The organism is Roseibium album (assembly GCF_001404515.1).
In the GTDB taxonomy this organism is placed as follows: domain Bacteria; phylum Pseudomonadota; class Alphaproteobacteria; order Rhizobiales; family Stappiaceae; genus Roseibium; species Roseibium album.
This window is the reverse complement of record NZ_CXWE01000005.1, coordinates 545,936-572,740: the sequence shown is the minus strand read 5'-3', so window position 1 is coordinate 572,740 and position 26,805 is coordinate 545,936. Positions and strand designations below refer to the sequence as shown.

29 protein-coding genes are annotated in these 26,805 nt (G+C 56.7%); 8 read left to right on the top strand and 21 right to left on the bottom strand.

The window, feature by feature from the left end:
- Window positions 1-7 precede the first annotated feature (7 nt).
- Window positions 8-487, top strand: a complete 480-nt coding sequence (locus LA5095_RS19520; RefSeq protein ID WP_029065131.1) for a GNAT family N-acetyltransferase — start codon at window positions 8-10, stop codon at window positions 485-487.
- Window positions 488-511: 24 nt separating this feature from the next.
- Here the strand turns inward: LA5095_RS19520 and LA5095_RS19515 are convergent, their stop codons facing one another.
- From LA5095_RS19515 to LA5095_RS19505, 3 genes are all read right to left on the bottom strand, one after another.
- On the bottom strand, window positions 512-991 hold the full coding sequence (locus tag LA5095_RS19515) for a MaoC family dehydratase (RefSeq protein WP_055117877.1): 480 nt from the start codon (window positions 989-991) through the stop codon (window positions 512-514).
- Window positions 988-1,446: a MaoC family dehydratase gene (locus tag LA5095_RS19510; protein ID WP_055117875.1), complete on the bottom strand. Its 459-nt coding sequence runs from the start codon at window positions 1,444-1,446 to the stop codon at window positions 988-990. The genes LA5095_RS19515 and LA5095_RS19510 overlap by 4 nt, the downstream gene beginning before the upstream one ends.
- A gap of 148 nt (window positions 1,447-1,594) precedes the next feature.
- Window positions 1,595-2,494 (bottom strand): NAD-dependent epimerase/dehydratase family protein, encoded by a 900-nt coding sequence (locus LA5095_RS19505; protein WP_055117873.1) that lies wholly within the window; start codon window positions 2,492-2,494, stop codon window positions 1,595-1,597.
- 145 nt (window positions 2,495-2,639) lie between these two features.
- Between LA5095_RS19505 and LA5095_RS19500 the strand changes: the two genes are divergently transcribed.
- Window positions 2,640-3,539, top strand: coding sequence for an AraC family transcriptional regulator (locus LA5095_RS19500; RefSeq protein WP_055117871.1), 900 nt, complete (start codon window positions 2,640-2,642; stop codon window positions 3,537-3,539).
- 236 nt (window positions 3,540-3,775) lie between these two features.
- On the opposite strand, the gene LA5095_RS19495 is transcribed toward LA5095_RS19500, so the two are convergent.
- Window positions 3,776-5,551 (bottom strand): SLC13 family permease, encoded by a 1,776-nt coding sequence (locus tag LA5095_RS19495; protein ID WP_055118098.1) that lies wholly within the window; start codon window positions 5,549-5,551, stop codon window positions 3,776-3,778.
- A 153-nt stretch (window positions 5,552-5,704) separates the two neighbouring features.
- Between LA5095_RS19495 and LA5095_RS32795 the strand changes: the two genes are divergently transcribed.
- Window positions 5,705-5,872: a hypothetical protein gene (locus LA5095_RS32795; RefSeq protein WP_158510415.1), complete on the top strand. Its 168-nt coding sequence runs from the start codon at window positions 5,705-5,707 to the stop codon at window positions 5,870-5,872.
- A gap of 251 nt (window positions 5,873-6,123) precedes the next feature.
- A complete protein-coding gene (locus tag LA5095_RS32790) occupies window positions 6,124-6,288 on the top strand; it encodes a hypothetical protein (protein WP_158510414.1) in 165 nt (54 codons plus the stop codon).
- A 58-nt stretch (window positions 6,289-6,346) separates the two neighbouring features.
- Here the strand turns inward: LA5095_RS32790 and LA5095_RS33080 are convergent, their stop codons facing one another.
- Window positions 6,347-6,490, bottom strand: a complete 144-nt coding sequence (locus LA5095_RS33080; RefSeq protein WP_186009638.1) for an FAA hydrolase family protein — start codon at window positions 6,488-6,490, stop codon at window positions 6,347-6,349.
- Between the two features lie 140 nt (window positions 6,491-6,630).
- On the opposite strand from LA5095_RS33080, the gene LA5095_RS19485 reads away from it, so the two are divergent.
- Window positions 6,631-6,861, top strand: a complete 231-nt coding sequence (locus tag LA5095_RS19485) for a hypothetical protein (RefSeq protein ID WP_055117867.1) — start codon at window positions 6,631-6,633, stop codon at window positions 6,859-6,861.
- A gap of 47 nt (window positions 6,862-6,908) precedes the next feature.
- On the opposite strand, the gene pcp is transcribed toward LA5095_RS19485, so the two are convergent.
- From pcp to LA5095_RS19450, 7 genes are all read right to left on the bottom strand, one after another.
- The gene (gene pcp / locus LA5095_RS19480; protein WP_055117865.1) at window positions 6,909-7,577 is read right to left on the bottom strand and encodes a pyroglutamyl-peptidase I; all 669 of its coding nucleotides are present in this window, start codon (window positions 7,575-7,577) and stop codon (window positions 6,909-6,911) included.
- Between the two features lie 70 nt (window positions 7,578-7,647).
- On the bottom strand, window positions 7,648-8,748 hold the full coding sequence (gene ychF / locus LA5095_RS19475) for a redox-regulated ATPase YchF (protein ID WP_055117863.1): 1,101 nt from the start codon (window positions 8,746-8,748) through the stop codon (window positions 7,648-7,650).
- 148 nt (window positions 8,749-8,896) lie between these two features.
- Entirely contained in the window at window positions 8,897-9,919 is a 1,023-nt protein-coding gene (locus LA5095_RS19470) for a ribonuclease T2 family protein (RefSeq protein WP_055117861.1), read from the bottom strand.
- A 137-nt stretch (window positions 9,920-10,056) separates the two neighbouring features.
- Window positions 10,057-10,797: an aminoacyl-tRNA hydrolase gene (gene pth, locus LA5095_RS19465; RefSeq protein ID WP_055117860.1), complete on the bottom strand. Its 741-nt coding sequence runs from the start codon at window positions 10,795-10,797 to the stop codon at window positions 10,057-10,059.
- A 104-nt stretch (window positions 10,798-10,901) separates the two neighbouring features.
- Entirely contained in the window at window positions 10,902-11,543 is a 642-nt protein-coding gene (locus tag LA5095_RS19460) for a 50S ribosomal protein L25/general stress protein Ctc (RefSeq protein ID WP_055117858.1), read from the bottom strand.
- Window positions 11,544-11,727: 184 nt separating this feature from the next.
- Window positions 11,728-12,414, bottom strand: a complete 687-nt coding sequence (locus LA5095_RS19455) for an MOSC domain-containing protein (RefSeq protein WP_055117856.1) — start codon at window positions 12,412-12,414, stop codon at window positions 11,728-11,730.
- A gap of 13 nt (window positions 12,415-12,427) precedes the next feature.
- Window positions 12,428-12,979: a MarR family winged helix-turn-helix transcriptional regulator gene (locus tag LA5095_RS19450; RefSeq protein WP_055117854.1), complete on the bottom strand. Its 552-nt coding sequence runs from the start codon at window positions 12,977-12,979 to the stop codon at window positions 12,428-12,430.
- An 89-nt stretch (window positions 12,980-13,068) separates the two neighbouring features.
- Here LA5095_RS19450 and LA5095_RS19445 point away from each other — a divergent pair, with 89 nt between their 5' ends.
- The 3 genes from LA5095_RS19445 (at window position 13,069) to LA5095_RS19435 (ending at window position 16,798) form a co-directional block, all read left to right on the top strand.
- The gene (locus tag LA5095_RS19445; protein WP_055117852.1) at window positions 13,069-13,827 is read left to right on the top strand and encodes a hypothetical protein; all 759 of its coding nucleotides are present in this window, start codon (window positions 13,069-13,071) and stop codon (window positions 13,825-13,827) included.
- 219 nt (window positions 13,828-14,046) lie between these two features.
- The gene (locus LA5095_RS19440; RefSeq protein WP_055117850.1) at window positions 14,047-14,619 is read left to right on the top strand and encodes a hypothetical protein; all 573 of its coding nucleotides are present in this window, start codon (window positions 14,047-14,049) and stop codon (window positions 14,617-14,619) included.
- A 52-nt stretch (window positions 14,620-14,671) separates the two neighbouring features.
- Window positions 14,672-16,798: a methyl-accepting chemotaxis protein gene (locus LA5095_RS19435; RefSeq protein ID WP_055117847.1), complete on the top strand. Its 2,127-nt coding sequence runs from the start codon at window positions 14,672-14,674 to the stop codon at window positions 16,796-16,798.
- A gap of 50 nt (window positions 16,799-16,848) precedes the next feature.
- On the opposite strand, the gene LA5095_RS19430 is transcribed toward LA5095_RS19435, so the two are convergent.
- The 9 genes from LA5095_RS19430 to pgeF form a co-directional block, all read right to left on the bottom strand.
- On the bottom strand, window positions 16,849-18,141 hold the full coding sequence (locus LA5095_RS19430; protein ID WP_055117845.1) for an amidohydrolase family protein: 1,293 nt from the start codon (window positions 18,139-18,141) through the stop codon (window positions 16,849-16,851).
- An 11-nt stretch (window positions 18,142-18,152) separates the two neighbouring features.
- Complete coding sequence (locus tag LA5095_RS19425; protein WP_186009637.1) at window positions 18,153-19,097, bottom strand: ABC transporter permease; 945 nt, start codon at window positions 19,095-19,097, stop codon at window positions 18,153-18,155.
- Window positions 19,094-20,176, bottom strand: coding sequence for an ABC transporter permease (locus LA5095_RS19420; RefSeq protein ID WP_055117844.1), 1,083 nt, complete (start codon window positions 20,174-20,176; stop codon window positions 19,094-19,096). Before LA5095_RS19420 ends, LA5095_RS19425 begins: the two co-directional genes overlap by 4 nt.
- A complete protein-coding gene (locus tag LA5095_RS19415) occupies window positions 20,173-21,720 on the bottom strand; it encodes an ABC transporter ATP-binding protein (protein ID WP_055117842.1) in 1,548 nt (515 codons plus the stop codon). Before LA5095_RS19415 ends, LA5095_RS19420 begins: the two co-directional genes overlap by 4 nt.
- Window positions 21,721-21,807: 87 nt before the next feature.
- On the bottom strand, window positions 21,808-22,815 hold the full coding sequence (locus LA5095_RS19410) for a BMP family protein (RefSeq protein WP_055117840.1): 1,008 nt from the start codon (window positions 22,813-22,815) through the stop codon (window positions 21,808-21,810).
- A gap of 223 nt (window positions 22,816-23,038) precedes the next feature.
- On the bottom strand, window positions 23,039-23,971 hold the full coding sequence (locus LA5095_RS19405) for a ribose-phosphate pyrophosphokinase (protein ID WP_055117838.1): 933 nt from the start codon (window positions 23,969-23,971) through the stop codon (window positions 23,039-23,041).
- A gap of 236 nt (window positions 23,972-24,207) precedes the next feature.
- Window positions 24,208-24,729 carry a hypothetical protein gene (locus LA5095_RS19400; protein ID WP_055118094.1) on the bottom strand — a complete coding sequence of 174 codons (522 nt, stop codon included), beginning with the start codon at window positions 24,727-24,729 and terminating at the stop codon, window positions 24,208-24,210.
- A 93-nt stretch (window positions 24,730-24,822) separates the two neighbouring features.
- Window positions 24,823-25,980: a M24 family metallopeptidase gene (locus LA5095_RS19395; protein WP_055117836.1), complete on the bottom strand. Its 1,158-nt coding sequence runs from the start codon at window positions 25,978-25,980 to the stop codon at window positions 24,823-24,825.
- A 28-nt stretch (window positions 25,981-26,008) separates the two neighbouring features.
- Entirely contained in the window at window positions 26,009-26,776 is a 768-nt protein-coding gene (gene pgeF / locus LA5095_RS19390; RefSeq protein WP_055117834.1) for a peptidoglycan editing factor PgeF, read from the bottom strand.
- Window positions 26,777-26,805: the final 29 nt, after the last annotated feature.

Sequence of the window (26,805 nt, the reverse complement as noted above, 5' to 3'; positions counted from 1 at the left end):
CCTTTAAATGCCTGTGATCATTCGCGCAACTGAAGACAAAGATCATGATGACGTGCACCAACTCCTGCGTGAGCGTTGGGCCGGTCCGGAGATGCTGCTCGATGGTGAGAATGTCGACGCGTCACGCCTGCCCGGTTTTGTGGCTTACGACGGCAACGACCTTGTCGGGCTGGTGACGCTGATCAAGCGGGAGAATGAATGGGAGATCCTCACACTGGATTCGATCAATCGCTGGGGCGGTGTCGGCAGCCAGTTGCTTGATGCCATCGTGACCGAAGCACGCGCCAAAAACATGCCCCGGCTCATTGTCAGGACGTCCAACGACAATCTGGACGCTTTCCGGTTCTACCAGCGACGCGGATTTCGGATCGAGCGTGTGGCTCAGGGCGTGATCGATGCGGAACGGCAGAAAAAACCGGAGATTCCCCTGCGCGGCGACTATGGCATAGAGATACGCGACGAAGTGCTGTTTGCGCGGATGCTATAGCTCAAGTTCGACCGGCGAGCCGGATCAGCGCGGCCGCCGCTCGACAAACACCGTTGCCTTGAATGAAAACGCCAGCAAGCCGTCCTGGTTGAATGCCCTCATGTCGGAATGAACGAGGCCCCATTCCGGGCGACTGCGGCTCTCTGTCTTGCCTGTCACCGTGCGGGTGTAGCGCAAGGTATCGCCGGCAAAGACGGGTTTGATCCACTTCAGGTCCTCAAAACCGGGGGAGGGACCGATTCTGGCGACGGCTATGTCTTCTGCAAGCGCGTCGTCCTGCATGGATTTCAGTCTGGCCACGAACAGTTTCATGAAGATGGAAGCGGTGTGCCAGCCGGAGGCGCACAGTCGGCCAAAGTGGGTTTTCGCTGCGCCGTCCTCACTCAGATGAAAGGGTTGCGGGTCGAATTTCTCCGCAAACCGGATGATCTCGTCGGTCTTGAAGGTGTAGGTACCAAGTTCCAGGATTTCGCCGACAACGACGTCTTCAAAAAAAGCAATCATCGAGCTGGCTCCCGTCTTTCGAACAGAACCGGGTTGTCCCACTCAATGACCTCGACATCGTCCTGATTGGTCGCCCGGACGCGGATGAAAACCATACCGAGTTGCGGTTTGGAGCGCAGATCTTTCATTTCGAGGATTTTCGCCGTTGCAGACAGCGTGTCTCCCGGAAACACCGGGTGTTTCCATTTCAACCTGCTGACCCCAGGGGAGCCGCGCCCGGTGCTCTTGTTGAACAGATTGGTGGCAAGCAACCTCATGATCAGGCTCGCTGTATGCCAACCGGATGCGGCCAGGCCGCCGAGGATGGATGCCTTGCCGGCTTCTTCGCTCATGTGAAAGGATTGAGGGTCGAATTCGGAGGCGAATTCAATGATGTCATCCTTGCTCACGTCAATCGCACCGAGGTCGAATTCCTGATCCGGCGCCAAATCTTCAAAATAAGTCCGATCGGTCATGTATCTGGGCTGTTTGATCTGCAAATTGGCCGTAGGGGAAACGGCGGGAGTGATTAAAACTTGTGCTTGTGCCTCTCGTAGCATGTTCGAGGGCAGTTCTGATAGACTTATCATTTGCGACGCGGCGGGGTGTTGCGATCGTCTATTTCTATGTCCTTACGTAGTTGCGCCAGTTGTGCTCCTCCCGGAAGCCAAGAACCTCGCGTATCTTCCTGTTTGAAAACAGAGCCTCATGGTCGGCAAGGTCCCGGCTGACCGGAACGTTCGGGAAGAAACGCTGCAGGATTTGCGCGTTGGGAATGTCCACCGAGTTCGTATCGTTGCCGGCATTGAAGACCTGGTAGCCGAGGCCATCCTTTTCCAGGCAGAGATCGACGATCTGACCAAGATCCCTGGCATCGATATAGCAGAAGATGTTTCTGCGCCGCTGCGCCGGATTTTCGAAGAAGTCCGGGAAGCGGTCATATTCATTCGGCTCGATGACGTTGCCGATCCGAAGTGCGTAGATGTCGGCACCGGAGCGCCGCTGGAAGGATCGCGCCGTCTGTTCGTTGACCACCTTGGACAGACCGTAGCTGTCCATCGGATTGACATCGTATTCCTCTTCAACCGGCAGGGTATCCGGGTCGGTGATACCGTCTGCGAAACAGACGCCGTAGGTCGTTTCCGAAGAGGCGATCACGATCTTGCGGATGCCGAGTTTCACCGCCGCCTCTATGACATTGTAGGTGCCGACGGTATTGACCTCGAACGTCTTGTTGTCCGGATGGATCAGGATGCGCGGAATGGCGGCGAAGTGCACGACCGCGTCGAACGCGGGCACGCCTTGCCCCGGTTCCAGCTCGTCAAAATTGGCGTAGCTGGTCATGACATTGAACATTTCGCCCGATTGCGTGATATCGGCTGTCAGATTGTCGACACCGGGATGATCGAGTGGGGTCAGGTCCACATTCACGACCCTATGTCCACGATCCAGAAGGTAGGGAACGACATGCCGACCTGCCTTGCCGGACCCACCGGTAAAGAGAATTCGTTTTGATCTGCTCATTTGCCTGTTCCCCGATTTTCCGCCTCTAAGGCCAGACCATAAGGCAGGCAAACTCGAGCACAAAGACCCCTCCAGCCACAAGTCCGCAAGATTTGTCAGATTGGCCGGTGCTAGGTTCATCCCAATCAAGCGAGGGCAGTTCCAAATGACACATCACGAAAAGCAGTCGATATCGCCGAAAGACGATGGCTACCTGCGGCGCTTCACCCGCGTGATCGAGTACATCTACGCAAATCTCGACGAGGATCCGGATCTGGCCATGCTGGCCGAGGTCGCTGCCCTGTCACCCTGGCACTGGCATCGCGTGTGGCAATCGGCTTATGGCGAGTCCATCGTGGCAACGGTCAAGCGATTGCGCCTGCACAGGGCATCTGCGGATCTTACCTATTCCCGGTTGCCGATTGCTGAAATTGCCATGCGCGCCGGTTATGGCAGCCAGGAAGCCTTCAGTCGCAGTTTCAAGAAAGTATACGGCCTGTCTCCTTCATCCTATCGCGAGGGAGGTGTTGAAGGCCGCCTTCAGCCCGCACATGGCGGTGCGCCTATTCCCCGAACCAGAGGATCACTTCTCATGCATCAAGTTGAAATCAAAACCCTGCCGACCGAAACGCTTGCCGTCATTCCACACAAAGGTGCCTACATGGAGATCGGAAAGGCGTTCGAAAAAGCCATCGGTGTCCTTGCTAGCCGCAATCTCATGGGCCAGGTCGGTGCCATGAAAGGTCTCTATTTTTCCGACCCAACACATGTTCCGGAGGATGAGCTGCAATCGGCTGCAGGGGTGTCCGTTTCAGAAGGGTTTCCCGTCGAGGCCCCTCTCGAACCGGTCGAAACCTACGGCGGGGACTATGCCGTCCTGCACTACAAGGGACCTTACGCAGACATGAAGTGGGCCTATGAGTGGCTTTTCGGAGAATGGCTGACCCAATCCGGCCGGGAACCGGCCGACGCGCCCTGCATGGAAGTCTATCTCAACAATCCCAGGGAAACCGCACCGGCCGATCTTTTGACCGATATCTGCCTTCCGTTGAAGCCTTCCCAATAGGCTCAGTCTGACAATTGTTGCCGATTGACCCGGCTTTCGGGCAATCGGCACGACCTGTTCGTGAAACGATCTCAGCAGTCGTTGTTGTCGTGCCTCCCGGACGAATTTCTGCAAAAATTGTGACGGGTCTAGGTTACTTCGGAGTGGTGAGGGCCCCAATTCCATTTATCTGGACGTTGCGAAAACCGGCTTCGGCAGTTGCAACCAATTAAACTGTAACTCATCGTTTTGCAGAGCTAAAGCGGCCAGAAAATCAGTATTGCCGGGATGGCCACGACGAGTACGAGGATCTCCAGGGGCAGACCAATGCGCCAGTAGTCGCCGAACCGGTAACCGCCGGGGCCCATGATGATCGTGTTGTTCTTGTGGCCGATCGGCGTGAGAAATGCACAAGAAGCGGCAACAGCAACAGCCATCAGGAAAGGATCGGGATTGACCCCCAGGCTGCCTGCAATCTGAACGGAAATCGGTGCAGCAATGAGGCAAGTCGCGACATTGTTCAGGAAATCGGACAGGGTCATGGTCACGACCATGAGGACGGCAAGCGTAACCCAGGCCGGTGCTCCCGCCGTCACTGCAACAATGCCGTCGGCGATCAGTTGCGCATTGCCGGCATTTTCGAATGCCTGACCAAGCGGGATCAACGAGCCTAATAGCACAATCACCTTCCATTCCACGGCATTGTAGACCTCTGTTCCGCTGACAAGGCCGGTTGCGGCATAAAGAACGACACAGGCGGCGAGGGCAACGGGCAGGTAGGCGAAACCGGCAACGGCCGCCGCGATGGCGAGGATGAAGCCGGCGATGGCAAGCCAGGCCTTGTTGCGCTGGATCATGCCGGTCTGGCGACCTTCAAGCGGCAGGACACCCAGCCAGGAAAAGGCGTTTTCAAGGCGCTCCTGCGTTCCGATCAACAGCAGGACGTCACCTGGACGGATGGTTTCGTGTCGAACCCTTTTTTGAATGCGGCGGCCTTCCCGGGATATCCCGAGCAGTGTGACGCCGTGTCCGTAGAGCAGCCTGAGATTGAAGGCCGATGTGCCGGTAATCCGGGCGCTGTCAGGCGCGATGGCTTCAGCCAGGGAAAGCGCCGAGCCGCCAAGTCCACCCTTGTGTCGCTCGGACCCGGCAAAATCGAGTTTGGCAGCGCCCATGAAGCTTTCGATTGCTTTCGGATCGCCCTCAACCACGAGAAAGTCACCGCTCTTGATCGGTTCCCGGCGCGCAAAACCCTTGATCCGCCGGCCGTTCCTGATGAGGCCAATAATCACTACGTCCTTTTCCTCGGCAACCGGGTAAAGATCGCCAACGGACACCGGGTTTTCCTCTGAAACCTTGCTGACCTTCAACTCGGCCGAATAAAGGCTTTCGGCAAATCCTTCATCCTTCGGTTTATCGCGGAAATGGGGAGGCAGCAGGCGCCATCCGAACAAGGCTACGAAGGCAATGCCACAAACGGCTACCGAGAGCCCGACAGGCGCGAACGCGAACATGGAAAAGGGAGTGCCGAGCGCATCGGAGCGATATTCGGCGATGACGATATTCGGTGGTGTCCCGATCAGGGTGATCATGCCACCGAGGATCGTTGCAAATGAGAGTGGCATCAGCGACAGGCCGGGTGAACGCCCCGCCTTTTTTGCCGCCTCAAGATCGAGCGGCATGAGCAGTGCCAGGGCGGCGACATTGTTGATGATGCCTGAAAGTCCCGCTCCGACGACGGACATCAAGGTGATGTGGCCGGAAAGGGCGCGCGAGGCGGACAGCAGCCGATTGGCGATCAGTTCCACAGCACCGGAATTCATCAGGCCCTTGGAAACGATCAGGACGAGCGCAATGATAATGACTGCGGCATGACCGAAGCCTGAAAAAATATTGTTTGACGGGACAAGCCCCAGAAGCGCACCGGTGATCAGGGCGGCAAAGGCAACGAGATCGAACCTTATGCGGCCCCAAACAAGCAATGCGAAGACAATTCCGAAAAGAACAAACAAAGCGATTTGGTCAAAAGTCACGAAAAGCTTCTCCTGAAAAAACACGAGTGCCGACTCAGCAGAGCCAAACATGACCGAAGGTTAATCACAAGGCCACGCATCAGACATCTCCCATGACCAAATCTCTTTCATCGGCAAGGCAATGATGCACTTGCATAGAAGAGGGTGATTGAAATGAGTTACAAAAGCAGAAAGTTCGATACTGTCGACATCATGGCCCGTGCGTCACAAGACCAGCAAACCCGTCTTGGATCTCTGTTGGGACTTGGCAAGAACAAAGGCAAATGGCGTGACAGGAAAGGCCCGAACCCGTTGACGATGCTGGGTCTCGATCGCAGCTAAAAACAACCCCGCCCGTTTGTAGGCGGGGTTTTTTTGATAATTGCAACCTGATCCAGAGTGAAGTCTTTCCTGCATTTCACGCTCACGCAATTTTCTGGATCTTCCGATTGTTTTCCTTAAGAAAACACCGGGTTCCAAGCGAACTTGTCCGACTTGTAATCTTTCGTACAGACGCCGGACATGCACTCTCACTATATCCCTTGCATAGGCAAGCTCACATGGGCATTGCAAAAACGAAGGGAGTGAATGAAATGGAATGGATAAACAATTCTTACCACGAGATCGGTCGTATGATGCGTGAATATGGTTCACGGCAGCCTCAGGCAGTGCCGTGTCACGCATCGGCACAAGCCCGCAAGTGGGCGGACCAGAAGGGCTACAACCCGCTGATGATGATGGGCCTCGACCGCAGCTGATGAAAAACCCCGTCGGGAAACCCGCGGGGTTTTTCGTGTCACCGCTCCAGAATGGTTTTCAGACAACCTTGACGGACAATGCTGGCAGTCCGTTGACTGTCGCTTCCATCGTGTCGCCACCTGCCGCCAGTTCGAAGTATTCCGACAGACAGGAGATCATTTCCGGGATCTTCCAGATCATCTTCCTGCCGAACTGTGCCATTCACCTTGAGCTGGATTGGCCGGTTGTCCGCACTCCAAGGCTGCGATCAAGCGTGTAGTCGGCGCCGAAGCCTCGAATGCCTTGCCTATTTCCCCGGGACGGCCCATTTTTTCGCATCGCCCTGAAGGTCCCTGATCGAATTGGCCCACCGATACGAAGCCAGCCCGTTCCAGGCTTTCTACAAGATCCGTTTCTGGGCTGCTTTGCCCGAGATACCTGGCGGTGTGCGTATTGGTGTCATTCGTGCCGTGAAACGCGTGATTGTCGGTCAGCTGCTGATCTCGATCGTGCTGTTTGCACTCACCTTCTCGGTCTCGGAGTTCCCGGCCTATTTGGAGCGACGTGTTTCCTACGACACAGCCAAACGCTGAACAGGCAGGATTGCGTCGGCTTCGATGTTGGAGGGATCGGGCAGACTTCAGATTTGAAGACGGCCCGAGATCGCGTCGTCGATGTCCTGCGGATGTTTCACCAATGCCGACAGGGCAAGGCGCAGACCCGCGGCGGCCGTTTCGACCGACATGCTCGGCGCACCAAGATTTGCGTCCATTGCTGCTACTTCCGGCAGATGCGGAAGATGGATCCATCCTGCGGGTGTCGTTCTGTTCGTTTGCGCTAAGTGGTGCAAAACACCGTAGAAGAGATGATTGCAACAAAAAGTCCCGGCGGCATCGGATATGTCGGCAGGGATACCGCCATCGCGCATGGCCTTCACCATGGCCCGGAGGGGGAGGGTGCTCTGATAGGCAAGGGGGCCTTCGAGGGCCGTTGGTTTGTCCTGGAGAGAGACCCCGGCATTGTCTTTCAGGCCATAGCGTGTGGCGTCATTGAAATTCAGCGCGAACCGTTCGACTGTGATTGTCGCCCTGCCTCCGAATTCTCCCATCATGACGACGGCATCGGCACCGGATTGCGCCATGGCTGCCTTCACCGCGTCAATGCAGACAAAAAAAGTGTTGGGAATGACGCTTGAGACGATCCGGGCACCTTCAACGGTTTCTCCGTCGAGGTGCCGGGCGACTTTTTCAGCCGGATTGACCGGCGTCGTCCCGAAGGCTTCGAAACCGGTCAAGAGGATCGTTTTCATCGGGTACTTCTCCTGCGTTGCCCCTGAAGCTTATGCGAGAGTACGGGCAGGAGAAAGGTGCCCGGGCCGATCAGGTATTGAACTTGAAGAGCAGCACGTCGCCATCCTTGACGATGTATTCCTTGCCTTCGTCACGGGCCTTGCCGGCCTCCTTCGCCGGGTTTTCCCCCCCCAGGGAAACGTAATCGTCATAGGCGATGGTCTGTGCCCTGATGAAGCCGCGTTCAAAATCCGTGTGGATGACGCCGGCAGCGCCTGGCGCCTTCGTTCCCTCGGTAATCGTCCAGGCCCGTGTTTCCTTCGGCCCCGCCGTGAAATAGGTGATCAGGCCGAGAAGGTCGTAGCCAGCACGGATCATGCGGTCGAGCCCCGGTTCTTCAAGGCCGATTGTTTCCAGGAATTCGTCCTGCTCTTCCTTGTCGAGCTGGGAAATTTCCGCTTCGATCGCGGCAGAAATGACGACTGCTATCGCACCTTCTTCCTTGGCTCTTTCGGCGACCTTCTGCGAAAGTTCGTTGCCTTCTCCAGCAGAGGCTTCATCGACGTTGCAGACGTAAAGCACAGGCTTTGAGGTCAGAAGGTTCAGACCTTTCAGCATTTTTGCTTCTTCCGCGTCCGCGGTTTCCAGCATACGGGCGGGTTTACCGTCCTGAAGCAGAACAAGCGCGGCTTCCATGATCGGCAGGACAGCCTTTGCTTCCTTGTCACCACCGCTGGCTTTCTTTCTCAACGGAGCAATACGGCGCTCCAGGCTCTCCATGTCAGCGACCATGAGTTCGGTTTCGACCGTTTCGGCATCTGCGAGCGGATCGATGGCTCCGTCGACATGGGTGATGTCGTCATCGACGAAGCAGCGCAGCACATGCGCGATGGCATCGACTTCGCGAATGTTGGCCAGAAACTGGTTGCCGAGGCCTTCTCCCTTGGAGGCGCCGCGCACAAGACCTGCGATATCAACGAAGGTAATCCGCGTCGGGATGACCTCTTTCGATTGGGCAATATCCCGGATCGCATAAAGACGCTCATCCGGTACGGCCACTTCGCCGGTGTTCGGTTCGATGGTGCAGAACGGATAGTTGGCGGCCTGCGCCGCCGCGGTTTTTGTAAGCGCATTGAATAGTGTGGACTTGCCGACATTCGGCAGCCCGACAATGCCGCACTGGAATCCCATGGGAGATCGCTTTCGGTTCGTGTCTGAAACTGTCGCCGCGCTACATGCCCGAGCGCGCCCGGCAGGTCAAGGCTTGCCGGGTTCGCAGCGGGTTCTGCTGGCGTTTCCTTCACGCCAAAGGCACTCCCTTCCAGCTGTCTTCACCGAACTATTGCAATCCGGCAGGGTCGACGAGGCCTCGCTTGCAGCCCATGCCGGTGCTCTCCGCGGCGCGCATCAGATCGCCCAAATCCGACTCCGGTGAAATCGTTCCGCCGAGGCTTATCCAGATTTCATTGATCAACGTCCTGCCGGAATCCGATTTGCATTTGATGAGAACCCGCTCGCCGCTTCCGCTGCCGAAACTTGAATCGAAAGCCGCTCTGATTTCCGCACCGGTGATCTCTTTGCCAACATTGTTGAAGAAGAGGTCGCCAACTGCAGAGTCATTGATCAGGGCGGTCAGATACAAAGTGTCATCGTAATACTCGTCGGCCCCGCCTTCACCGAAATAGCAGGTGCCGTGCTTAATCCACTCATGATGATGCAGAAAGCTGGCAAATCCCGGCATGGCGGCCTCCAGCGCGTCAGCTGTCTCGGTGTCGATTTGCGGCGCGGGCAGGCGATGCCAGTTATCCGGGTTGTCAAGGTTCCTGATGGCAGTTGGTACGCCGCAATAGTCGTTACCCTTGGGCTGTGGCCACAGGCCGTGGATCGACAACTGCCTCGTCGTGTGCGGAAGGTGCCCGTCATTGAGATCCCGGCATTCCTTCTTTCCAGGTCGTGTTTCGCAGAAGGCAGGCTGCCAGCTCAGGGTCAGCAGGTTGTCTGTGGACTCAGTGCCGGTCTGATCTATGACGACGTCGTCATTGGCATCGTCGTCAGCCCCGCTTGTGAGCGTGTCGGCCTCAACCACGTGAATCCCGCACGAGCTGCTGACCCAGCGCGAGTCCGTGACGGGCGCATCGTCGACATGTACCTGGAAATAGTCACCACCCTTCTTGTTGATGCCGAGCATCCGATAGGCCATGTCCGGCCGCACAACAATGTTTCCCGGATTCGTTTGCCTGTTCTTGCTCTGGTAGGCCTCACATGCCTTCTCTGCGATGAAATAGCCGTCCAGTTTGACGAAAGCAAAAGCCGGGTTGGTCAAAGTGATTGAAATTGCTATAATAATTAGAGATCTGAACATTGCATCTCTCCCGAATTACCATGAAGTGAAGTATAGCATTTCAGACAAGACGTGTCGATTTTGTGACGCGAATCACACTTTTTATTCTCTTTTAAGTTGTAATTTCGACTAGGCGACAAGACGCTTGCTACCCGTGACTAGCCGCCGCCCAGCAGCTTTTTCAGCATGTCCGCCATTGGGCCGGACTTGGGAATATCGGGGGTTTTTTGTTGCCGCGCCTGTCGGATGTGGCTTTGGCCTCTGGTTTTGCCGGATCTTGCGTCATCGGATTTCGGCTTGTCGCCCTTTTCCACCCGTCGGGCCTTGTCCGGCTCCAGTGCAAGGGTCAGCTTGTTGGCGAACTGGCTGTCCTTCCCCTCAGCAAGGAGACCGGCATGATCGGCGATGTTTGTCAGAAGCGGGTCGAGCCAATCCTTGTCCGCTTTTGAAAAATCACCGAGCACATAGTTGGAAACCAGTTTCTTGTCACCTGGATGACCGATGCCGAGGCGGAGCCTGCGATAGTCCGCACCGATATGGGCCGTGAGTGATCTCAGACCATTGTGGCCACCATGGCCGCCGCCCTTTTTCATCCGAAACCTGGCCGGAGGCAGATCAAGCTCGTCATAGAGAACGACGATGTCTTCCGGTTCGACCTTGTAGAAGCGCATCGCTTCGCCGATTGAGCGGCCGGATTCGTTCATATAGGTCGATGGCTTGAGGAGCAGGACCTTTTCGGAACCAAGACGTCCCTCGGAAACCTGGCCTTGAAAACGGGCTCGCCAGGGCTGGAATCCGGAGTGACGGCGATGAATCTCGTCAACGGCCATGAAGCCGATGTTGTGCCTGTTGCCGGCATATTTGGCGCCTGGATTGCCAAGTCCGACGATCAGTTTCATCACCCACCTTCGAGATCATGCTTGAAACGAAAAGGCAGCCGCGAGCGGCTGCCTGCGCAGAAGGCGGAAACCGCCTCCTGAAAGGTTCCAGTCGAAGCAGAAGCTTACTCGCTTGCAGCTTCTTCTTCCACAGCTTCCTCTTCGGTGGCTGCACCTTCGTCTTCTTCTTCTTCCTTCATGCCCGCCGGAGCAGCGATCGTTGCGATGGTGAAATCGCGATCGGTAATCGTCGGTTGGCAGCCTTCCGGCAACTGAATTGCGGAAATGTGCAGGCTGTCGCCCGGTTCGGCATTGGCAAGGTCGAGTTCGAAAGCTTCCGGAATTGCATCCGCAGGCACCGTCACTTCAACGGTGTGGCGAACGATGTTCAGAACACCACCCTTCTTGAGGCCTGGGCAATCTTCTTCATTGAGGAATTGTACCGGAATTTCGACCGTGAGCGTCGCACCTTTCGCGACACGCAGAAAGTCAACGTGAAGAACATCATCGCGCACCGGGTGCAGCTGATAGTCCTTCGCGATAACCTGATGCTTCTTACCGTCGATATCGATGACGCCGATTTGTGCGGTGAAACCGCCCTTGTGCAGGGTGAGCGTGGTTTCTTTCACCGGAATAGTGATCGGCAGGGCGGGTTTCTTGTCGCCGTAGATTACGGCAGGTAGAAGGCCTTCGCGACGCAGTGCCCGTGCGGCCCCCTTGCCCACCCGGTCCCGTGCCGACGCCTTCAGCTCATAGCTGGCAGCCATGGCAAAACTCCTTGAGTGTATGATATCGGACCGGCGAACCACCGTATCGGAAAGACTTGAGTTGTCCGGGATCGGTCCAGAAGCGCCTCCTCCAGGGGTGCAGGCGCGAGCGCGCGTATAGCGGAAAAGGAAAGGCGATGCAAGAGCCGGTGCAATTCAGGCGGCGGTCCGCGCGGCCTCCAGTCTAACCTTTCAGGCGGCGGGACGTGTCTTCCTGATAGCCCGGACTGGCTTTTTTTGCAAAGGAGGCGCGCCACGGTTCCGCCAACTGGTCCAGTCTTGACAACGCCAAGGCGATGTCCGGATCCAGTCGCGGATTGAAGCGCGCCAGGATGACGTCCCTCAGGTTCCACTCCGGGCAAGGGCGCTCGACAAGTCTCAAATCATCTCCCGCCACAATTTTTCCTGTTTCCAGCACCCTGAAGTACCATCCCGTCCTGCCGGTTTTCTGAAACGACGCCGCCATGGCCGGATTGCCTGTGTGAAGATTGAGCTTCCAGCACGGCTGGCGACCCTGTGCGACCTGCAGCCGAACCGACCCTGCTGCCAGAATGTCGCCGATGCAAAGATCCTCCTCGGTGAACCCGGAACTCGAGATGTTTTCGCCAAAACCGCCAGAATGGAATGTCTGTGTGGTTTCAGGAAATTCCTGGAGCCAGTGTGCGTAGTGCTCGGACGGGTATATATGGAGCGCCTTTTCCGGTCCGCCATGAACTTCCGTGTCTGCCTGCCGGTCGCCCGATAGACCGGTAAGGGTCACTTCCACCGGTGTTTCAGTCCGCGTCTTGTGGATCGCAGAAGGTGCCTTCGCCTCCCAGCGCTGTTGTGGCATGCCCTGAAACAGGCCGAGTATTGTTGCAGTTGTGTTCATGTTGATGGTTTTCCTAGGCGGCTATGTGTTCGTGACAGATCTCGTTCGCATCGGCGGGCGCGAGCGGTACATCAAGAAGTTTGCAATAGGCTTCGTTGCCTCTTTTCCTGTGGTGCGCACAAGTCCTGCAGAGGCCGAAAGACCTGCCTTTCCTGGTCTTCAAGATCTCCCGGACGAGGGTCTTGAGCGATCCCGTCAGGCCATTCACGATTTCGTCCGGGAGATCGTCGATGACATTCGCCAGCCCGGATGGGGCCTTCATCATGTCTTTGCCAAGGTCTGTCACATCGTATCGAATGCTGCGTTTGTCTGTCTCTGATCTCGATTCGCAAATCAGACCCTTGCGCGCGAGTGCCTTCAGGGTTTGGGACGCTGTTCCCCGCGTCGTCACGAGGTACTCGGCGACATGAGAAGGTGCGCGCGAAAATCTGTTGGCACGCGCCAGGTAAGACAGCGCTGCGAATTGCGACGGGTTCAACGGGCCATTCCAGTCTTCAGCCGCATTCAATCGCGAGAGCCGATCAATCAGATCCCGGATCACCTGTGAATTTTTGTGCTCACTCATGTGTGAAATGTAGCGAGTCGAAATTAAACTTGCAATAGTTTCGACTCGCTACTATTAAGATGACATTCTTGAAACAGGGAGTATCACTCATGCTGAAAACATTTATTGGTGGTTTGCTTCTTGCCGGAATGCCGGCAGTCGCTCTTGCAGGCGGTGACCACGATCATCAGGCGCTGCATCAGGACGGTGCTGTCCTTTCGAGCGAAAAAGGCGACATAGATCCGAACTACGACATCCTGGCCGCCCATGTTCACCGCAAGGGCCGGGTCGTGACATTTCACATGACCCTCAAAGGGTCGGCAGGGGGAACGATACCGCAGGCTGCCGGTCAACTGGCCGGAGCGCCTGTCGAGGCTTATGTCTGGCCGACATCGTTGCCGCCGGAAAGCGTCGGGTTCGAGGGAGGCGAGGGTATCCTGGCACTTGTCGCGACCAGTCATCCGGATTTCGACGACACACCGCTCTATGATGAAGACGGTGACGGTGATGTCGCCAATGACGGTGCCAGGTGGCATTCGCACTGGGTGGTTCTTGCTCCCAACGAAAGCTGCGGAGAGGGCTCCTTGTCTGTACAGGACATTCCGGATGGCGCCGCGCCGAAAATGCCCGCGACCTGGCCCGGTCTTCCGCTCTATATCGACAGTCCCGGATTTTCGCCCGTTCTTGAGGGACCTGAAATTACGATCAATGTTTCTTTCGACGAAGGTGTATCGATGGAAGGCATGTCATATGACGGGGTTACATCTGCTCTCCGCGTCAACCAGAACGTTCACGCGCCTCTGCTTTGTGTTGTGAATGTTTTTGACGTAGCGTCAGGCGATCTCAGCCTGCCCGGAAGTGTGAATTAGGGCATGCACCTAAAAAGGGCGTTCGCGCCCTTTTTCATCAATGATTGTATTTTGCAATCATAGATAGAGAATAAAAGTAAATTCTATTGTGTAAATTGTCAGTATATCTCATTTTTTCTGACTTTCTGTACAGTTGTTTCAAGAAAACAATAATCCATACATAGAATTTTAATGCGCACGAGCCAGCATTTCCCGAGACAAGAAACTTGGGAGTAGTCAATGAAACACCTTCTTCTTACCGCCACCGCAATCGGCTTTCTGTTCGCAGGCGCCGCATCCGCAAACGAATTTGAAAGCGAGCTCAAAACGCTGGCTACCGGAAAGATTGCGGAAATCGCGTCTTCCAGCGAAGTTATCGCAGCTGTAAAGGCTCAGAACGGCGAGACAGGTTCTTTTGATCAGGCAAAGATCGACGAACTGGACAAGACCTGGCGCGCTGAAGCGGAGGCCGTTGATCAGCCCATGATCGATGCCATTCTTGACAAGCCCCTGTCTGGTTATCTGGCTGAAGTCCAGGAAGGCAGCGATGGCCTCTTCACGGAAATTTTCGTCATGGACGGCAAGGGCCTGAATGTCGGTCAGAGCGATGTCACGTCGGACTACTGGCAAGGTGATGAAGCCAAGTGGAAGGATACATATTCTGCCGGCAAAGGTGCCGTTCACATCAGCGAGCTGGAAGAAGACGACAGTACCCAGACCCTGCAGAGCCAGGTCAGCGTAACTGTCGTCGACCCGGCCAGCGGCGAAGCAATCGGTGCAGTTACATTCGGCGTAAACGTCGAAAACCTCTGATTGCGAAACACGCGGGAGGGCGTCGCCTTCCCGCAAACCCCTGGAGAATTCTGTGAAAGTTGCGGCAAAACTTCCGGCGCTGGTCCTTGGCATAGCGCTTCTCTGCTCTGCCGGTGTAGGCATTGCCAGTTACGTTTCGAGTGCGGATACGGTTCGCGGACAGGCTGAACAACGTTTGATGGCGCTCGCGGAAAGCCGCCGCGACAGTTTGCTGGAACTTTATCAGGGAAAGCACAGAACAATCGAAGGCCACGTTCAGGGCAAGACGCTTCGCGCCGCCTACAGCGCCTTTGACACAGCCTGGGCGAAATACAAGGACAAGGCGTCCGCCATGCTGACAAAGATCTATGTCAGCGACAACCCGCACCCGATCGAAGAGCGGGACCAGCTCGTCAAGGCGGGAAGAAAACCCTATGACAAGTCCCATGCGAAGCATCACACGCCGCTTCGGGACTTTGCCGATGCCAACCGGTTTCCCGATCTCCTGCTCGTGAACTTGAATGGCGACGTCATCTACAGTGCGCGCAAACTGAGCGACTTCGGTGTGAACCTCAAGTCGGAAGCGTGGCAGAACACACCGCTGGCAGACGCTTATGGCAAGATCGTCACAGGTGGTCACGAAGCGATGCTGGCCTACGATCCGGCTCACTACCTGGGACGCGACAACGAACCCACGGGTTTCCTCGCCGCGCCCATTTCTGTTGGTTCCAAGACAATCGGCATGGTGGTCTACGAGGCCCCGACGAAAGAGGTCACCGCATTGCTCGGCAAGTTTTCGGGACTGGGTGACACCGGTGAAACGTTGTTGATCAACAAGAGCGGTCTTGTCATGAATGACAGTCTTCGCTCCCCGGAGGTATCGGAACTTCTGAGCGATCAATTTGCAGCGCCCGAGATTCTCTCCTCCATGGGAGGGGAAAGCACATTCACACGTTTGGCCGATTTCAACGGCCGCGATGTCTTTGCCGCGATTGTCCCTGTTACGGCATTCGGCCAGCAATATGCAGTTGTCGTCGTACAGGGAGCCGGCGAGGTGCTGGCCCCCTTGACGACGCTTCAGTTCTGGATTTTTGCGATCGCGATCGTCTGCGCCGTGCTGGCATGCGTGATCGGGCTTGTGATGGCGCGCAGCCTGTCGGGTCGAATTTCGACCCTGAGTGAAATCATGAACAAGCTTGCCGGAGGCGATACAAGCGTCGACGTGCCTGCTCAATCGACCCGTGACGAAATTTCGGAAATGGCGGGCTCCGTCCGCATATTCCGCGAAAATGCGCAGGAGCGGGAACGGCTTGAAACGGAACAAAAAGAAACGTCTTTCGAGCAGGAGCGACAGGCAAACGCCGTTGCCGGCCTGATTTCAGAATTCAGGTCCGAAGTGACCCAGATGCTTGATGCGGTCTACAGCAACAGCGAACAGATGCGGGTGGCAGCCGAAGACCTCAACGGGGTCGCGGATGAAACCGCAGGCGAAGCCTCGAGCGCCTCCAGTGCCTCTGAAGCTGCGTCGACCAATGTTCAGACCGTTGCTTCAGCCTCGGAAGAACTATCCGCGTCAATCCAGGAAATTCGCCGGCAGGTGCAGTCGACGACCGAAATCGTGCGCGACGCGTCGCAGGCCGCGGTGCAGACGAACACCAAGATCGAAGGGCTTGCCGAAGCAGCGCAAAGGATCGGTGATGTGGTCAACCTGATCTCGGCGATTGCCGAGCAGACCAATCTGCTTGCGCTAAACGCGACCATTGAAGCTGCGCGGGCGGGAGAGGCCGGACGCGGGTTTGCGGTGGTGGCTTCCGAAGTCAAGGAACTTGCAACGCAAACAGCCAAGGCAACGGAAGAGATCGAAGGTCAGATCGGTGAGGTACAGGCCGCGACCAAGGAGGCCGTTTCCTCCATCGCCGGGATTACCGAGACGATGAGCCAGGTCGACGAATACACCGGTACAATCGCTGCCGCGGTCGAACAGCAGGGCGCTGCAACGAACGAGATTTCCGGCAATGTACAGGACGCAGCCAGGGGAACCCAGGAAGTCGCGCAGACAATCGTCACGATTTCCGAAAAAGCACAGGTGACCAGTTCCTCGGCAGTTCAGGTGCTCAATGCATCGACCGACGTCAACACACGCACCACGGACTTGCGTGAAACCGTTGACCGGTTCCTGAAGGCGGTGGCCGCCGCCTAGGCGCAATGCCTTACCGGATGTGCCGGGCGACCCGGCACATCCCCATCAAATCAGTTTTCATTTGGTGCATAGCTGCTCGGATCAACCATGGAAGGTCGATCCTGAAGTGACAACTCGGTCTGCCGGGCTGGCGTAGAAGCAATGACCCTGCCGCTTTTTACGACATTGAGACGTGTGGCCTTGAGGCGAATTGCCTCGATTGTGTCTCGGGCCTGAAGCACGACAAAATCTGCCTTGCAGCCTTTTTCGATCCCGTATCCTTCGAGCCCCATGGCTTTGGCCGGATGGGACGTGACGCATTCATAGCAGTAGCGAATGTCGTCTCGACTGGTCATTTGAGCGACATGAAGACCCATCGAGGCGACTTCAAGCATGTCTGCCGACCCCATCGAGTACCAGGGATCCATGACACAGTCGTGCCCGAAGGCAACGTTGACGCCATATGAGCGCAGCTCGGGGACGCGTGTTTGCCCCCTTCGCCTGGGATAGGTGTCATGGCGGCCCTGCAGAGTGATATTGATGAGAGGGTTTGCTATTGCGTGAACCCCAGCTTCGGCAATCAGCGGCAGCAGTTTGGACACATAGTAGTTGTCCATTGAATGCATGGACGTCAGGTGCGAGCCGGCAACACGTCCCTGAAGTCCCAACCGCTGTGTTTCAAAGGCAAGCGTTTCGATATGGCGCGACATGGGGTCGTCCGTCTCGTCGCAATGCATGTCGACCATCAATCCGCGTTCAGCCGCAATTTCGCAAAGCCTCGCGACCGATCTGGCGCCATCGTCCATTGTCCGCTCGAAGTGAGGTATGCCACCGACAATGTCGACGCCCATGTCGAGTGCCTTCAGGAGGTTCTTTTCCGCATTGGCAGATCGGTAAAGGCCGTCCTGCGGGAAGGCGACCAATTGCAGGTCAATATAGTCCCTGACTTTCTCCCGAACCTCCAGCAGACCCTTCACGCCGGTCAGCCGGTCGTCACAGACATCTACATGGGTCCGGATCGCCAGCAACCCTTGCGAAACGGCAAGGTCGCAATATTTCAGTGCCCTTTCAATGACCGCTTCGACTGTCAGGATTTCCTTCAGTTCTCCCCAAAGAGCGATACCTTCCAGCAGGGTTCCGCTTCGGTTCATGCGTGGCAAGCCGAGCGACAGCGTGGCGTCCATGTGAAAATGACTGTCGATGAAGGGAGGGGAAACAAGCCTGCCTCCCGCGTCGATGACTCGCTCCGCGTCTGCGCTTATATCGGCCTCAACAGCTTCGATAATGCCGTTCCGGCACGCAATGTCGACGCCGGTTGCGCCGTTCGGCAGATTTGCGTTCTTAACAATAAGATCAAAGCTCATCGGATCTTGTCTCAGCGTTGGCCACGGAAATAGGGAACAAGCAGTGCTCTTGGATAGTCGGCACGTCTTGCGACGAAAATCAGCGCGGCGATCGAGAGGATATAAGGCATCATGAGAAACAGCTGCCCGGGTATGAAACTGCCGACTTCCGTTTGCAACCTAACCTGAAAGGCGTCGAATGCGCCGAACAGGAGAGCGCCGATGAGTGCTTTGCCCGGACGCCATGATGCAAAAACGGTGAGCGCGATGCAGATCCAGCCACGGCCATTGACCATGCCGAAAAAGAATGCGTCGAACGCAGACATGGTCAAAAAGGCACCGCCGAGGGCCATGACAGCTGATCCGGCGACCACTGTTCCCATGCGAACGGCATAGACGGACAGCCCCTGTGATTCAACTGCAGACGGATTGTCACCGACCGCCTGGATCGCCAGGCCGAGCGGCGTGCGGTACAGCAGGTAGGCCGTTGCCAAAACCAGGAAAAGTGCCAGGAATGTCAGTGGTGTCTGCTGAAACAAGGCAGGTCCGATGAACGGCAGCTCGCTCAGCACTGGAATGTCCAGAGGCTGAAAGGCTTCGATCCGCGGGGGCGATGAGACATCGGGAAGCGCGGTCCTGTAGATGAAGTAACTGAGCGATGTTGCAAAGAGTGTGACCCCGATCCCCGAGACATGCTGCGACAGGCCGAGCGGTACCGTCAGGATCGCATGGATCAGGCCGAAGAAGGCCCCGGCAAAAGCGGCTACCAGGACGCCGCCCCACAATCCCGCTCCGAGCCAGACTGCCATCCAGCCGGCCATCGCGCCTGCGGTGAAAATACCCTCAATGCCGAGGTTGAGCACTCCGGCGCGTTCGCAAATGAGCGCTCCGATCACACCGAAGATCAGCGGCGTTGCAATGCGCAATGCGGCCGCCCAGAAATTTGCAGAAAGGAGGATTTCGAAAATCTCGATCATTTGGCGATCTCCCTTGTCGAGGGAGCGCCGATGAACCTCACCTTGAAGCGAAGAAACAGGCCTGACACCAATACGCACAGCAATGCCATGGCAACGATCAGGTCGGCCAGATAGTTGGATACCCCTGTTGCCCGCGACATTGAATCGGCGCCGACGAAGATGCTGGCAATGAACAGGGCCGCAAAGACAACCCCGATCGGGGAGAGGCCGGCAAGCATGGCCACCACGATGCCCGAATACCCGAAGCCGGGCGACAGGTCGGCGGTCAGATACCCCTTGAGGCCGGCAACCTCACCAACGCCTGCCAGTCCGGCGAGAGCGCCTGAAAGAAGACCCACTCGAACAAAGGTGGCAGTAACCGGAATGCCGGCGTGACGGGCAGCGGCGGCGTTTTCACCGACCGCCCTGATCTCAAAGCCCCATACCGTTCGTTTCAACAGGAAATACACGCCGAGTGCCGCGGCGAGCGCGACGACAAGACCCCAGTGTATCCGCATTCGGTCCAGAAGTTTCGGCAGTGCGGCTTCATCCAGGATGGGTTCAGACTGAGGCCATCCCATGCCCATCGGGTCTTGCATCGGGCCTTCCAGCATCATTTGAACGAAGAGCAGGATGATGAAATTCAGAAGAAGTGTGGTGACGACCTCGTCGACTCCAAGCCGGGTTTTCAGCAGCGTTGGCCCAAGCATGACAAGGCCTCCGGCAAGAGCTCCGGCAAGTGCGACCATGGGTATGAGAAGGTAGGCTGGAGCGGAAATGGCACCGGTGCCAACCGCCACGGCTGCAAGTGCGCCAGCGTAAAGCTGTCCTTCTGCGCCGATGTTCCAAAGCTTTGCCCGGAAGGCAACAGCGGCAGCAAGACCCGTCAGAATGAGCGGAGTTGCCCGGGTCAGCATTTCCGTAAAGGCGAACAGGGATCCGAAAGCCCCCTTTGCCATGAGGCTATAGGCGTTAAATGCGGAGAGTCCGGCAAACGCCATGGGAATGGCGGCCAGAACAAGCGCGGCAAACGCCGCGGCAAGTGAAACGGCCAGCATCCGGGAAACGGAAACGGGTCCTCGTGGTTCAAATCGTATCATGCGGCTTGTTCCCCACCTTGGCCGGCCATTCTCAATCCGAGCGTTCCCCGGTCGAGCGTTTCGGTCTCCTCAGCGCTGGAAAGATGTCCGCGATGGATGACGGCAATGCGGTCTGAAAGACGCATGAGTTCATCCAGATCCTCGGAGATCAGGATAACGCCGGCACCTCGTGCGCGTGCCACCAGAAGACGCTTGTGCACGTCCGAGGTCGCACCGACATCGAGACCGCGCGAGGGTTGGGCCGCCAGAACGACCTTTGGCTCGGGATCAAGAGTTCGTGCCAGGACGATCTTTTGTATGTTGCCGCCGGACAGAAGCCGGGCAGGGCTGTCTTCACCCTGACATCGAATGTCGTAGGCCTTGATCAGATTGCGTGCCTTTTCGCGCATCGCGGAAAAGCGGAGAAGACCAAAGCGCTGGTTTTCAGGCTTGCGAATGGATTCGATGGCCAGGTTTTCGGACACGCTCATCGGTCCGACAATGCCGTCCCGGTGACGGTCTTCGGGAATGCGTGCGAGTCCGTTGTCAATCACCGCTCGCGCGTTCGCATCCGTCCTGTCGTCTCCTTCCATGGAGATGGTTCCCGAAGCGGGTGGCTCCAGTCCCGAGATGACACGGGCGAGCGTTGTCTGACCATTTCCGGATACACCCGCTATTCCCAGAATTTCGCCGGAATGCAAGACGAGATCAACCTGGTGAAGGGCGTCGCGACCATCGCCGACCGAAATGTTCTGGAGCGCGAGCAATGGAGCACCCGGTGATCCGGCATCGCGTACCGTTTCGACGATTTCGTGACCGACCATGAGTTCGGCCAGTTTCCTCAGATCGCATTCCGCGGTCGGCAGGTCTGCTACCTTGCGCCCACCGCGAAGAACGGCGACGCGGTGCGACGAGGCCATCACCTCTGCGAGCTTGTGGGAAATGAATATGATGGCGAGACCGTCCGCCGAAAGTTTCTTCAGTGTCGCGAACAGCGTGTCCGATTCTTGCGGGGTCAGCACGGCTGTCGGTTCGTCAAGCACGAGCACGCGGGCATCGCGGTAGAGTGCCTTCAGAATTTCCACGCGTTGTTTTTCACCCACCGACAATTGGGAAATTCGGGCATCAAGAGGGACATCAAGACCGGAGCGCGTGATCAGTTCTGCCAGCTTTTTTCGGGCAGGTGCGCGCGCTGAGGTCAACGATATCAGTTTCTCGGTGCCCAGAATGATGTTGTCGAGCGCACTCAGATTTTCCGCCAGCGTAAAATGCTGGTGAACCATGCCGATGCCCGATTCGAGTGCCGCATGAGGAGATCCGGGTTCCAGTTCGCTCAACCCGGTTCCGCTCTGATTGACGAGAACCTTCCCTTCGTCGGCCACATAGTGACCGAACAGGATGTTCATCAAGGTGGTCTTTCCTGCGCCGTTTTCACCTAGCAGGGCAAGGATTTCTCCTTGCTTCAGATCGAGCGAAACGTCGCCGTTTGCCGTGAGCATGCCGAAGCGCTTGGTGATACCGTCCAACCTGAGGACGATGTCTGCCTCCTGCGTGGGTCCCGTCATGCGGACCTCCGGAATTGTGTTCTTGGGGCCGCAGATGCGGCACAGGGCAGGGTGGTGCCGGCGGCCAAGGGCCGCCGGACGAAACCACTACATCGTTGACTTGGGCTCGCTGTCGTTCACGTTGACGCGGAACAGACCGTCAAGGATTTCCTGCTCTTTTGCCTTTGCCGCGGAAACCGCGTCGGCGTCCGCCAGACCTTCGTCAACGACGAAGCTGCCGCCGCCATAGGACATGAAGCTGAACGGACCATAGTCGGCCGGCTCGAAACTGCCATCGACGACCGCTGTAACCGCCCGGTCTATGGTCGGCTCCATGTGCCACAGGGCGGAGGACAGAATGGTTCCCGGATAGTCGCCTGCAGTGTCGATCACGTTGCCGATCGCCAGGATTTCCTTTTCCTTGGCGGCGTCGGATACGCCAAAGCGTTCCGCGTAGAGAATATCGGCTCCCTTGTCGACCATGGCAAAGGCAGCTTCCTTGGCCTTGGGCGGGTCGTACCAGGAATTGATGAAGGTCACGAGGAACTTGACGTCCGGATTGACCGAGGTCGCACCTTCCATGAATGCGTTCATCAGTCGGTTGACTTCCGGAATGGCATATCCGCCAACCATGCCGATCACATTGGACTTGGTGCTGGAACCGGCGATCATGCCGGACAGATAACTCGGCTCATGGATCCAGTTGTCGAAGACAGCGAAATTCGGTTTGGCGGGGCCGAAGGACGACCCCATCAGGAATGCCGTGTCGGGATATTCGGCGGCGACCTTGCGTGCGGCGCGTTCAACTGCAAAGGCCTCGCCGACCACAAGATCCATGCCTTGCTCGGCATATTCGCGCATCACCCGTTCATAGTCGGTGTTGGCGACGTTTTCGGAAAATGTATACGTGATTTCTCCACGGTCCTGGGCAGCTTTCAACGCCTTGTCGATCCGGCTGACCCATTGTTGTTCAACCGGTACAGTGTAGATCGCAGCCACTTTGATCGGGTCGGCCGCCAGGGCCGAAACATGCGGAAGTGCGGTGGTCGCCGTGACAGCCAACGCGGCTGCCAACAGGGTCCTGCGCACCCTGGAAAAAGGTTTTGAAACGAGCATTTTTATCCCCTGGAAGGTTCTTTTTACCAGAGAAGTGGATCACAAAATATGCGTGCTCACAAGCTGTGCAGGGGGGTGCAACGCTGATTTTTTGAACAATTGGAAAAATTTTTGAAGGCATGCAGAGTGAAAAAAGCTGAAATTGTTGTCAGTTAGCTGTTGAGCGCGACAGCGCAAAAAAAAACGCCGGCGGGGCCGACGTTTTTGCTTTCAGGGACCAGTCTCAGTTGAAAAGACTGGAAACCGATTTCTCCAGAGCGGTCCGGTTGATCGCTTCTCCCATGAGCGGTGCGATCGATATCGTCCGGATATTTGCCGCTGCCGTTATCGCGGCTGTCGGCTCGATCGAGTTGGTAATGACGAGCTCTTTCAGCTTTGAAGAAGTCACGCGCGCCACGGCTCCACCCGACAATACGCCATGGGTGATGTAGGCGGTTACCGATTCTGCGCCTTTTGCAAGCAGCGCTTCAGCCGCATTGCAAAGCGTGCCACCGCTATCGACTATGTCGTCGACAAGGATGCAATCGTAGCCGTTGACATCACCGATGATGTTCATGACTTCCGATTCTCCAGGCTTGTCGCGACGTTTGTCGACGATGGAGAGTGGCGCTTCAATCCGCTTGGCAAGCGCGCGCGCCCGGACAACGCCCCCGACATCCGGCGAAACAACCATGACGTTGTCAGTGGCGTATCGTTCCTTGATGTCGCGCGTCATGACAGGCGCTGCAAACAGGTTGTCGGTCGGTATATCGAAAAAACCCTGGATCTGTCCGGCGTGGAGATCCAGGGTCAAAACGCGGTCAGCGCCGGCTTCGGTGATCAGATTGGCCACCAGCTTCGCCGAAATCGGAGTTCGGCCGGAGGCCCGCCGGTCCTGGCGGGCATAGCCGAAATACGGTATCACCGCCGTGATGCGACGCGCCGAGGAGCGGCGCAATGCATCGATGATGATAAGAAGTTCCATCAGGTGATCGTTGGCCGGGTAGCTGGTCGGCTGTACGACGAATACATCCTCGCCGCGTACGTTTTCCTGAATTTCCACGAAGATTTCCTGGTCGGCAAAGCGCCGGACCTGGCATTTGGCCAGTGGAGCGTCCAAATAATTGGAGATTTCCTCAGCCAGGGCTCGGTTGGAATTGCCCGCGACGATCTTCATAAGCCGCAAGTCCTTCTGGTGCGACACCGGGTGTGCAGGTAGACATACCCTGCAGACACACGGAAAAGGCCTAGGTCGTGTCAAGTGCCGGGAGCCATGAGGTATGTCGAAGTACCCCCGGCAGGCGGCGGCGTTGTAACAACCAAGCAACCGGACCACAACAGGTGATAGGCTTTCACACCGTCTTTTTTTTATTTTTTATGACGCGGCGCAATAATAATCCGGCGAACTTATCATTATCGGTTGAGCCAGGCCTCGATTTCCACCATCGAGCGAGTGGCGATTCGCGATAGTGTGGAAGAGCTGACAGACTGCCATGGGTCGCCCGACGCTCCCCCGGTCGTCTCTGTACCGGAAATGCGTTTCAAGCGGCGCCCGTTATTGTCGACGATATCAAAGACGTAGAACACGGTTCCGTTGGATGGCTGGCCGGTTGCGGCCAGAAAGCCGTTGACGCGATAGGTTGCAGCGGCGCCGACGCGGCGCACCAGCGTGATACCCTGTTTACGGGCTTCATTGCCGATATATTCAGAGAGTTCGTCGGCTATGTTGCCGGGAGCACCGGTAAAGGGTTCGAATGCGAACGTCACTCCGGATTCTTCGTCTGCCTGACCGGCAATCGACGGCGTCGAAACAGGGCCGGAAATCGGTGTCGGCGGTTGTGATGAAGACTGGCAGGCGGCAAGTGCGCCAAGAAGCAGCAAACCTGCCAATGCCCGCAGGACCGAAGAAATTTTCTGACTGGAAGTTGAGAGCATGAAGCGGCCCGGCATTGAGAGACGATGTCGATATGAATGCGATCCGGCCATGCCAGGAGCGAAAGGCATGAGGGACCGCGAATTTCAGTTGGTTTAGCCTGACTTTACCGGCAGGTCGAGAGGGAGCGTGGATAAGCATTCCGGCGCGCCGTCAGTCGTGAGGTAGGTTTGCCCGAGTGTCATTGCCGTGTCGGTGATCGAATCCATCAGGATCATGTGCATGAAAATCACCATGTTCGCTTTCACTTCCGCCGGATTGCCCCTGTAAGCCATAGGCGTATCCATCCAGCTTGGCGTAAACCTGGCACCGAGAGAATAACCGCAGGCATTCAGCCGATGCTGCATCATGCCATGGGCATCCATCCGTTCTGCATGGGCATCGAATATATCGCCGAAGGTCTTGCCCGGGACAAGCTGCGTTTCGACCGCGGCAAGGGCTTCGCGTGCGGCCTGATACATTTCCTGATGACGATCGGTTGGAGTTCCGACAACCACAGTGCGCATCACGGCCGCATGGTAATGCCGATAGCTGCCTGCCCACTCGAGCGTGATCTGGTCTCTCTCGCCAAGGACACGCCGACCCGCCTTGTAGCGGCACAAAAGCGCATCGTGCCCGGAACCGATAATGAATTCGTTGCCGGGATAGTCACCACCGCCTTCGAAAATCGCACCCTGCATGGCAGACAGAATTCTACCTTCGTCGGCGCCGGGGCGAATTTCCTCCATTGCCGCATCAAAGGCCTTGTCAGCCAATTCGGCAGCCTTGCGGACATAGACGATTTCCTCTTCGCTCTTGACCGCGCGCAGATCCGGGATCAGTGCGGAGGCATCGCTGATATTTGCGAAGCTGGTCAGCTCGGAATTGAGCTGAAGGGCAATCTTTCCCGTCATTCCATGAGTGTCGTACTCAATGCCGATACGAGCTCCGAGCAGATCCATATCGAAGAGCATGTCCTTGAGCTGGAGAACCGGGCTTGCAGCTCCTCTGTCAATCCAGATGCGGATATCGGAGATGTTGGAAGTATGGCGCGCCTGGCGTTGATCGGCCGATCTCGTCAGCAATACCTTTTCCCCGTCCCTGGTGACCACGAGGCACTGGAAGAAGCAGAAACCGAACGTGTCGTAGCCTGTCAGCCAATACATGCTTTCCTGGGCGAACAGGAGCATTGCGTCGAGCTTTTCGGCTTCCATGACAGCCTTCAGTTCATCAAAGCGGCGCTCAAACTCAGCGTCTGAAAAATGCAGTGCCATGGTGTCCTCACATTCACTCGTTTAGTCGTCAGTTTCCAAGGGAGATTGCGCTGATCTGGCGGCCGTAGTCGGGCTCGTTTCGATGGGTCGTGCGGCGGTAGGAATAAAAGCGCTCTTCGTCAATGTAGGTGCAAAGACCGAGATTGGCGACCGCACCCAGGCCCATGCGTTCAAGATCATCGGCAATAAACGCCGGCAGATCAAACATGTAATGTCCGGCGCGTTTCGACGAAACGAAATAGGAACCGTATTCGGGAGCGACACCCACGAAGCGTTCCCGGAATTCCGCTCCGACTTCGTATGAGCCTTGCGATATCGTCGGACCAAGCACGGCAACAGTGTCTTGTCTTTTTGCGCCAAGCTTTTCCATTGCCGTCACGGTGTTGTTCAGGACACCGGAAATTGCCCCTTTCCAGCCGGAATGTGCCGCGCCGACAACACCGGCGCCTGCGTCGGCGAAAAGGACAGGGCCGCAATCGGCGGTCGATACGCCAATGGCCAGATCAGGCTCGCTGGTCACCACTGCGTCCGCTTTTCGGTCCGCACCGTCCTGCCAAGGGCCCTGAACGGTGATCACATCGGGAGAGTGAACCTGATAGGGCGATACGAGCCGATCAGCGGAAACATTGAATTTTTCGGCAACACGATTGCGGTTTTCCAGCACGACATCGCGCGTGTCATCGGATCCAAGCCCTACATTCAGGCTTTCATAGATACCGGTTGAAACTCCGCCTCTTCGCGTGAAAAAGCCGTGGCGTATCCCATCCAGCTTCAGCGCATCTGCTTCTATCTTCATTTGGTGACCTTCTGAAGAAACCGGTGTCG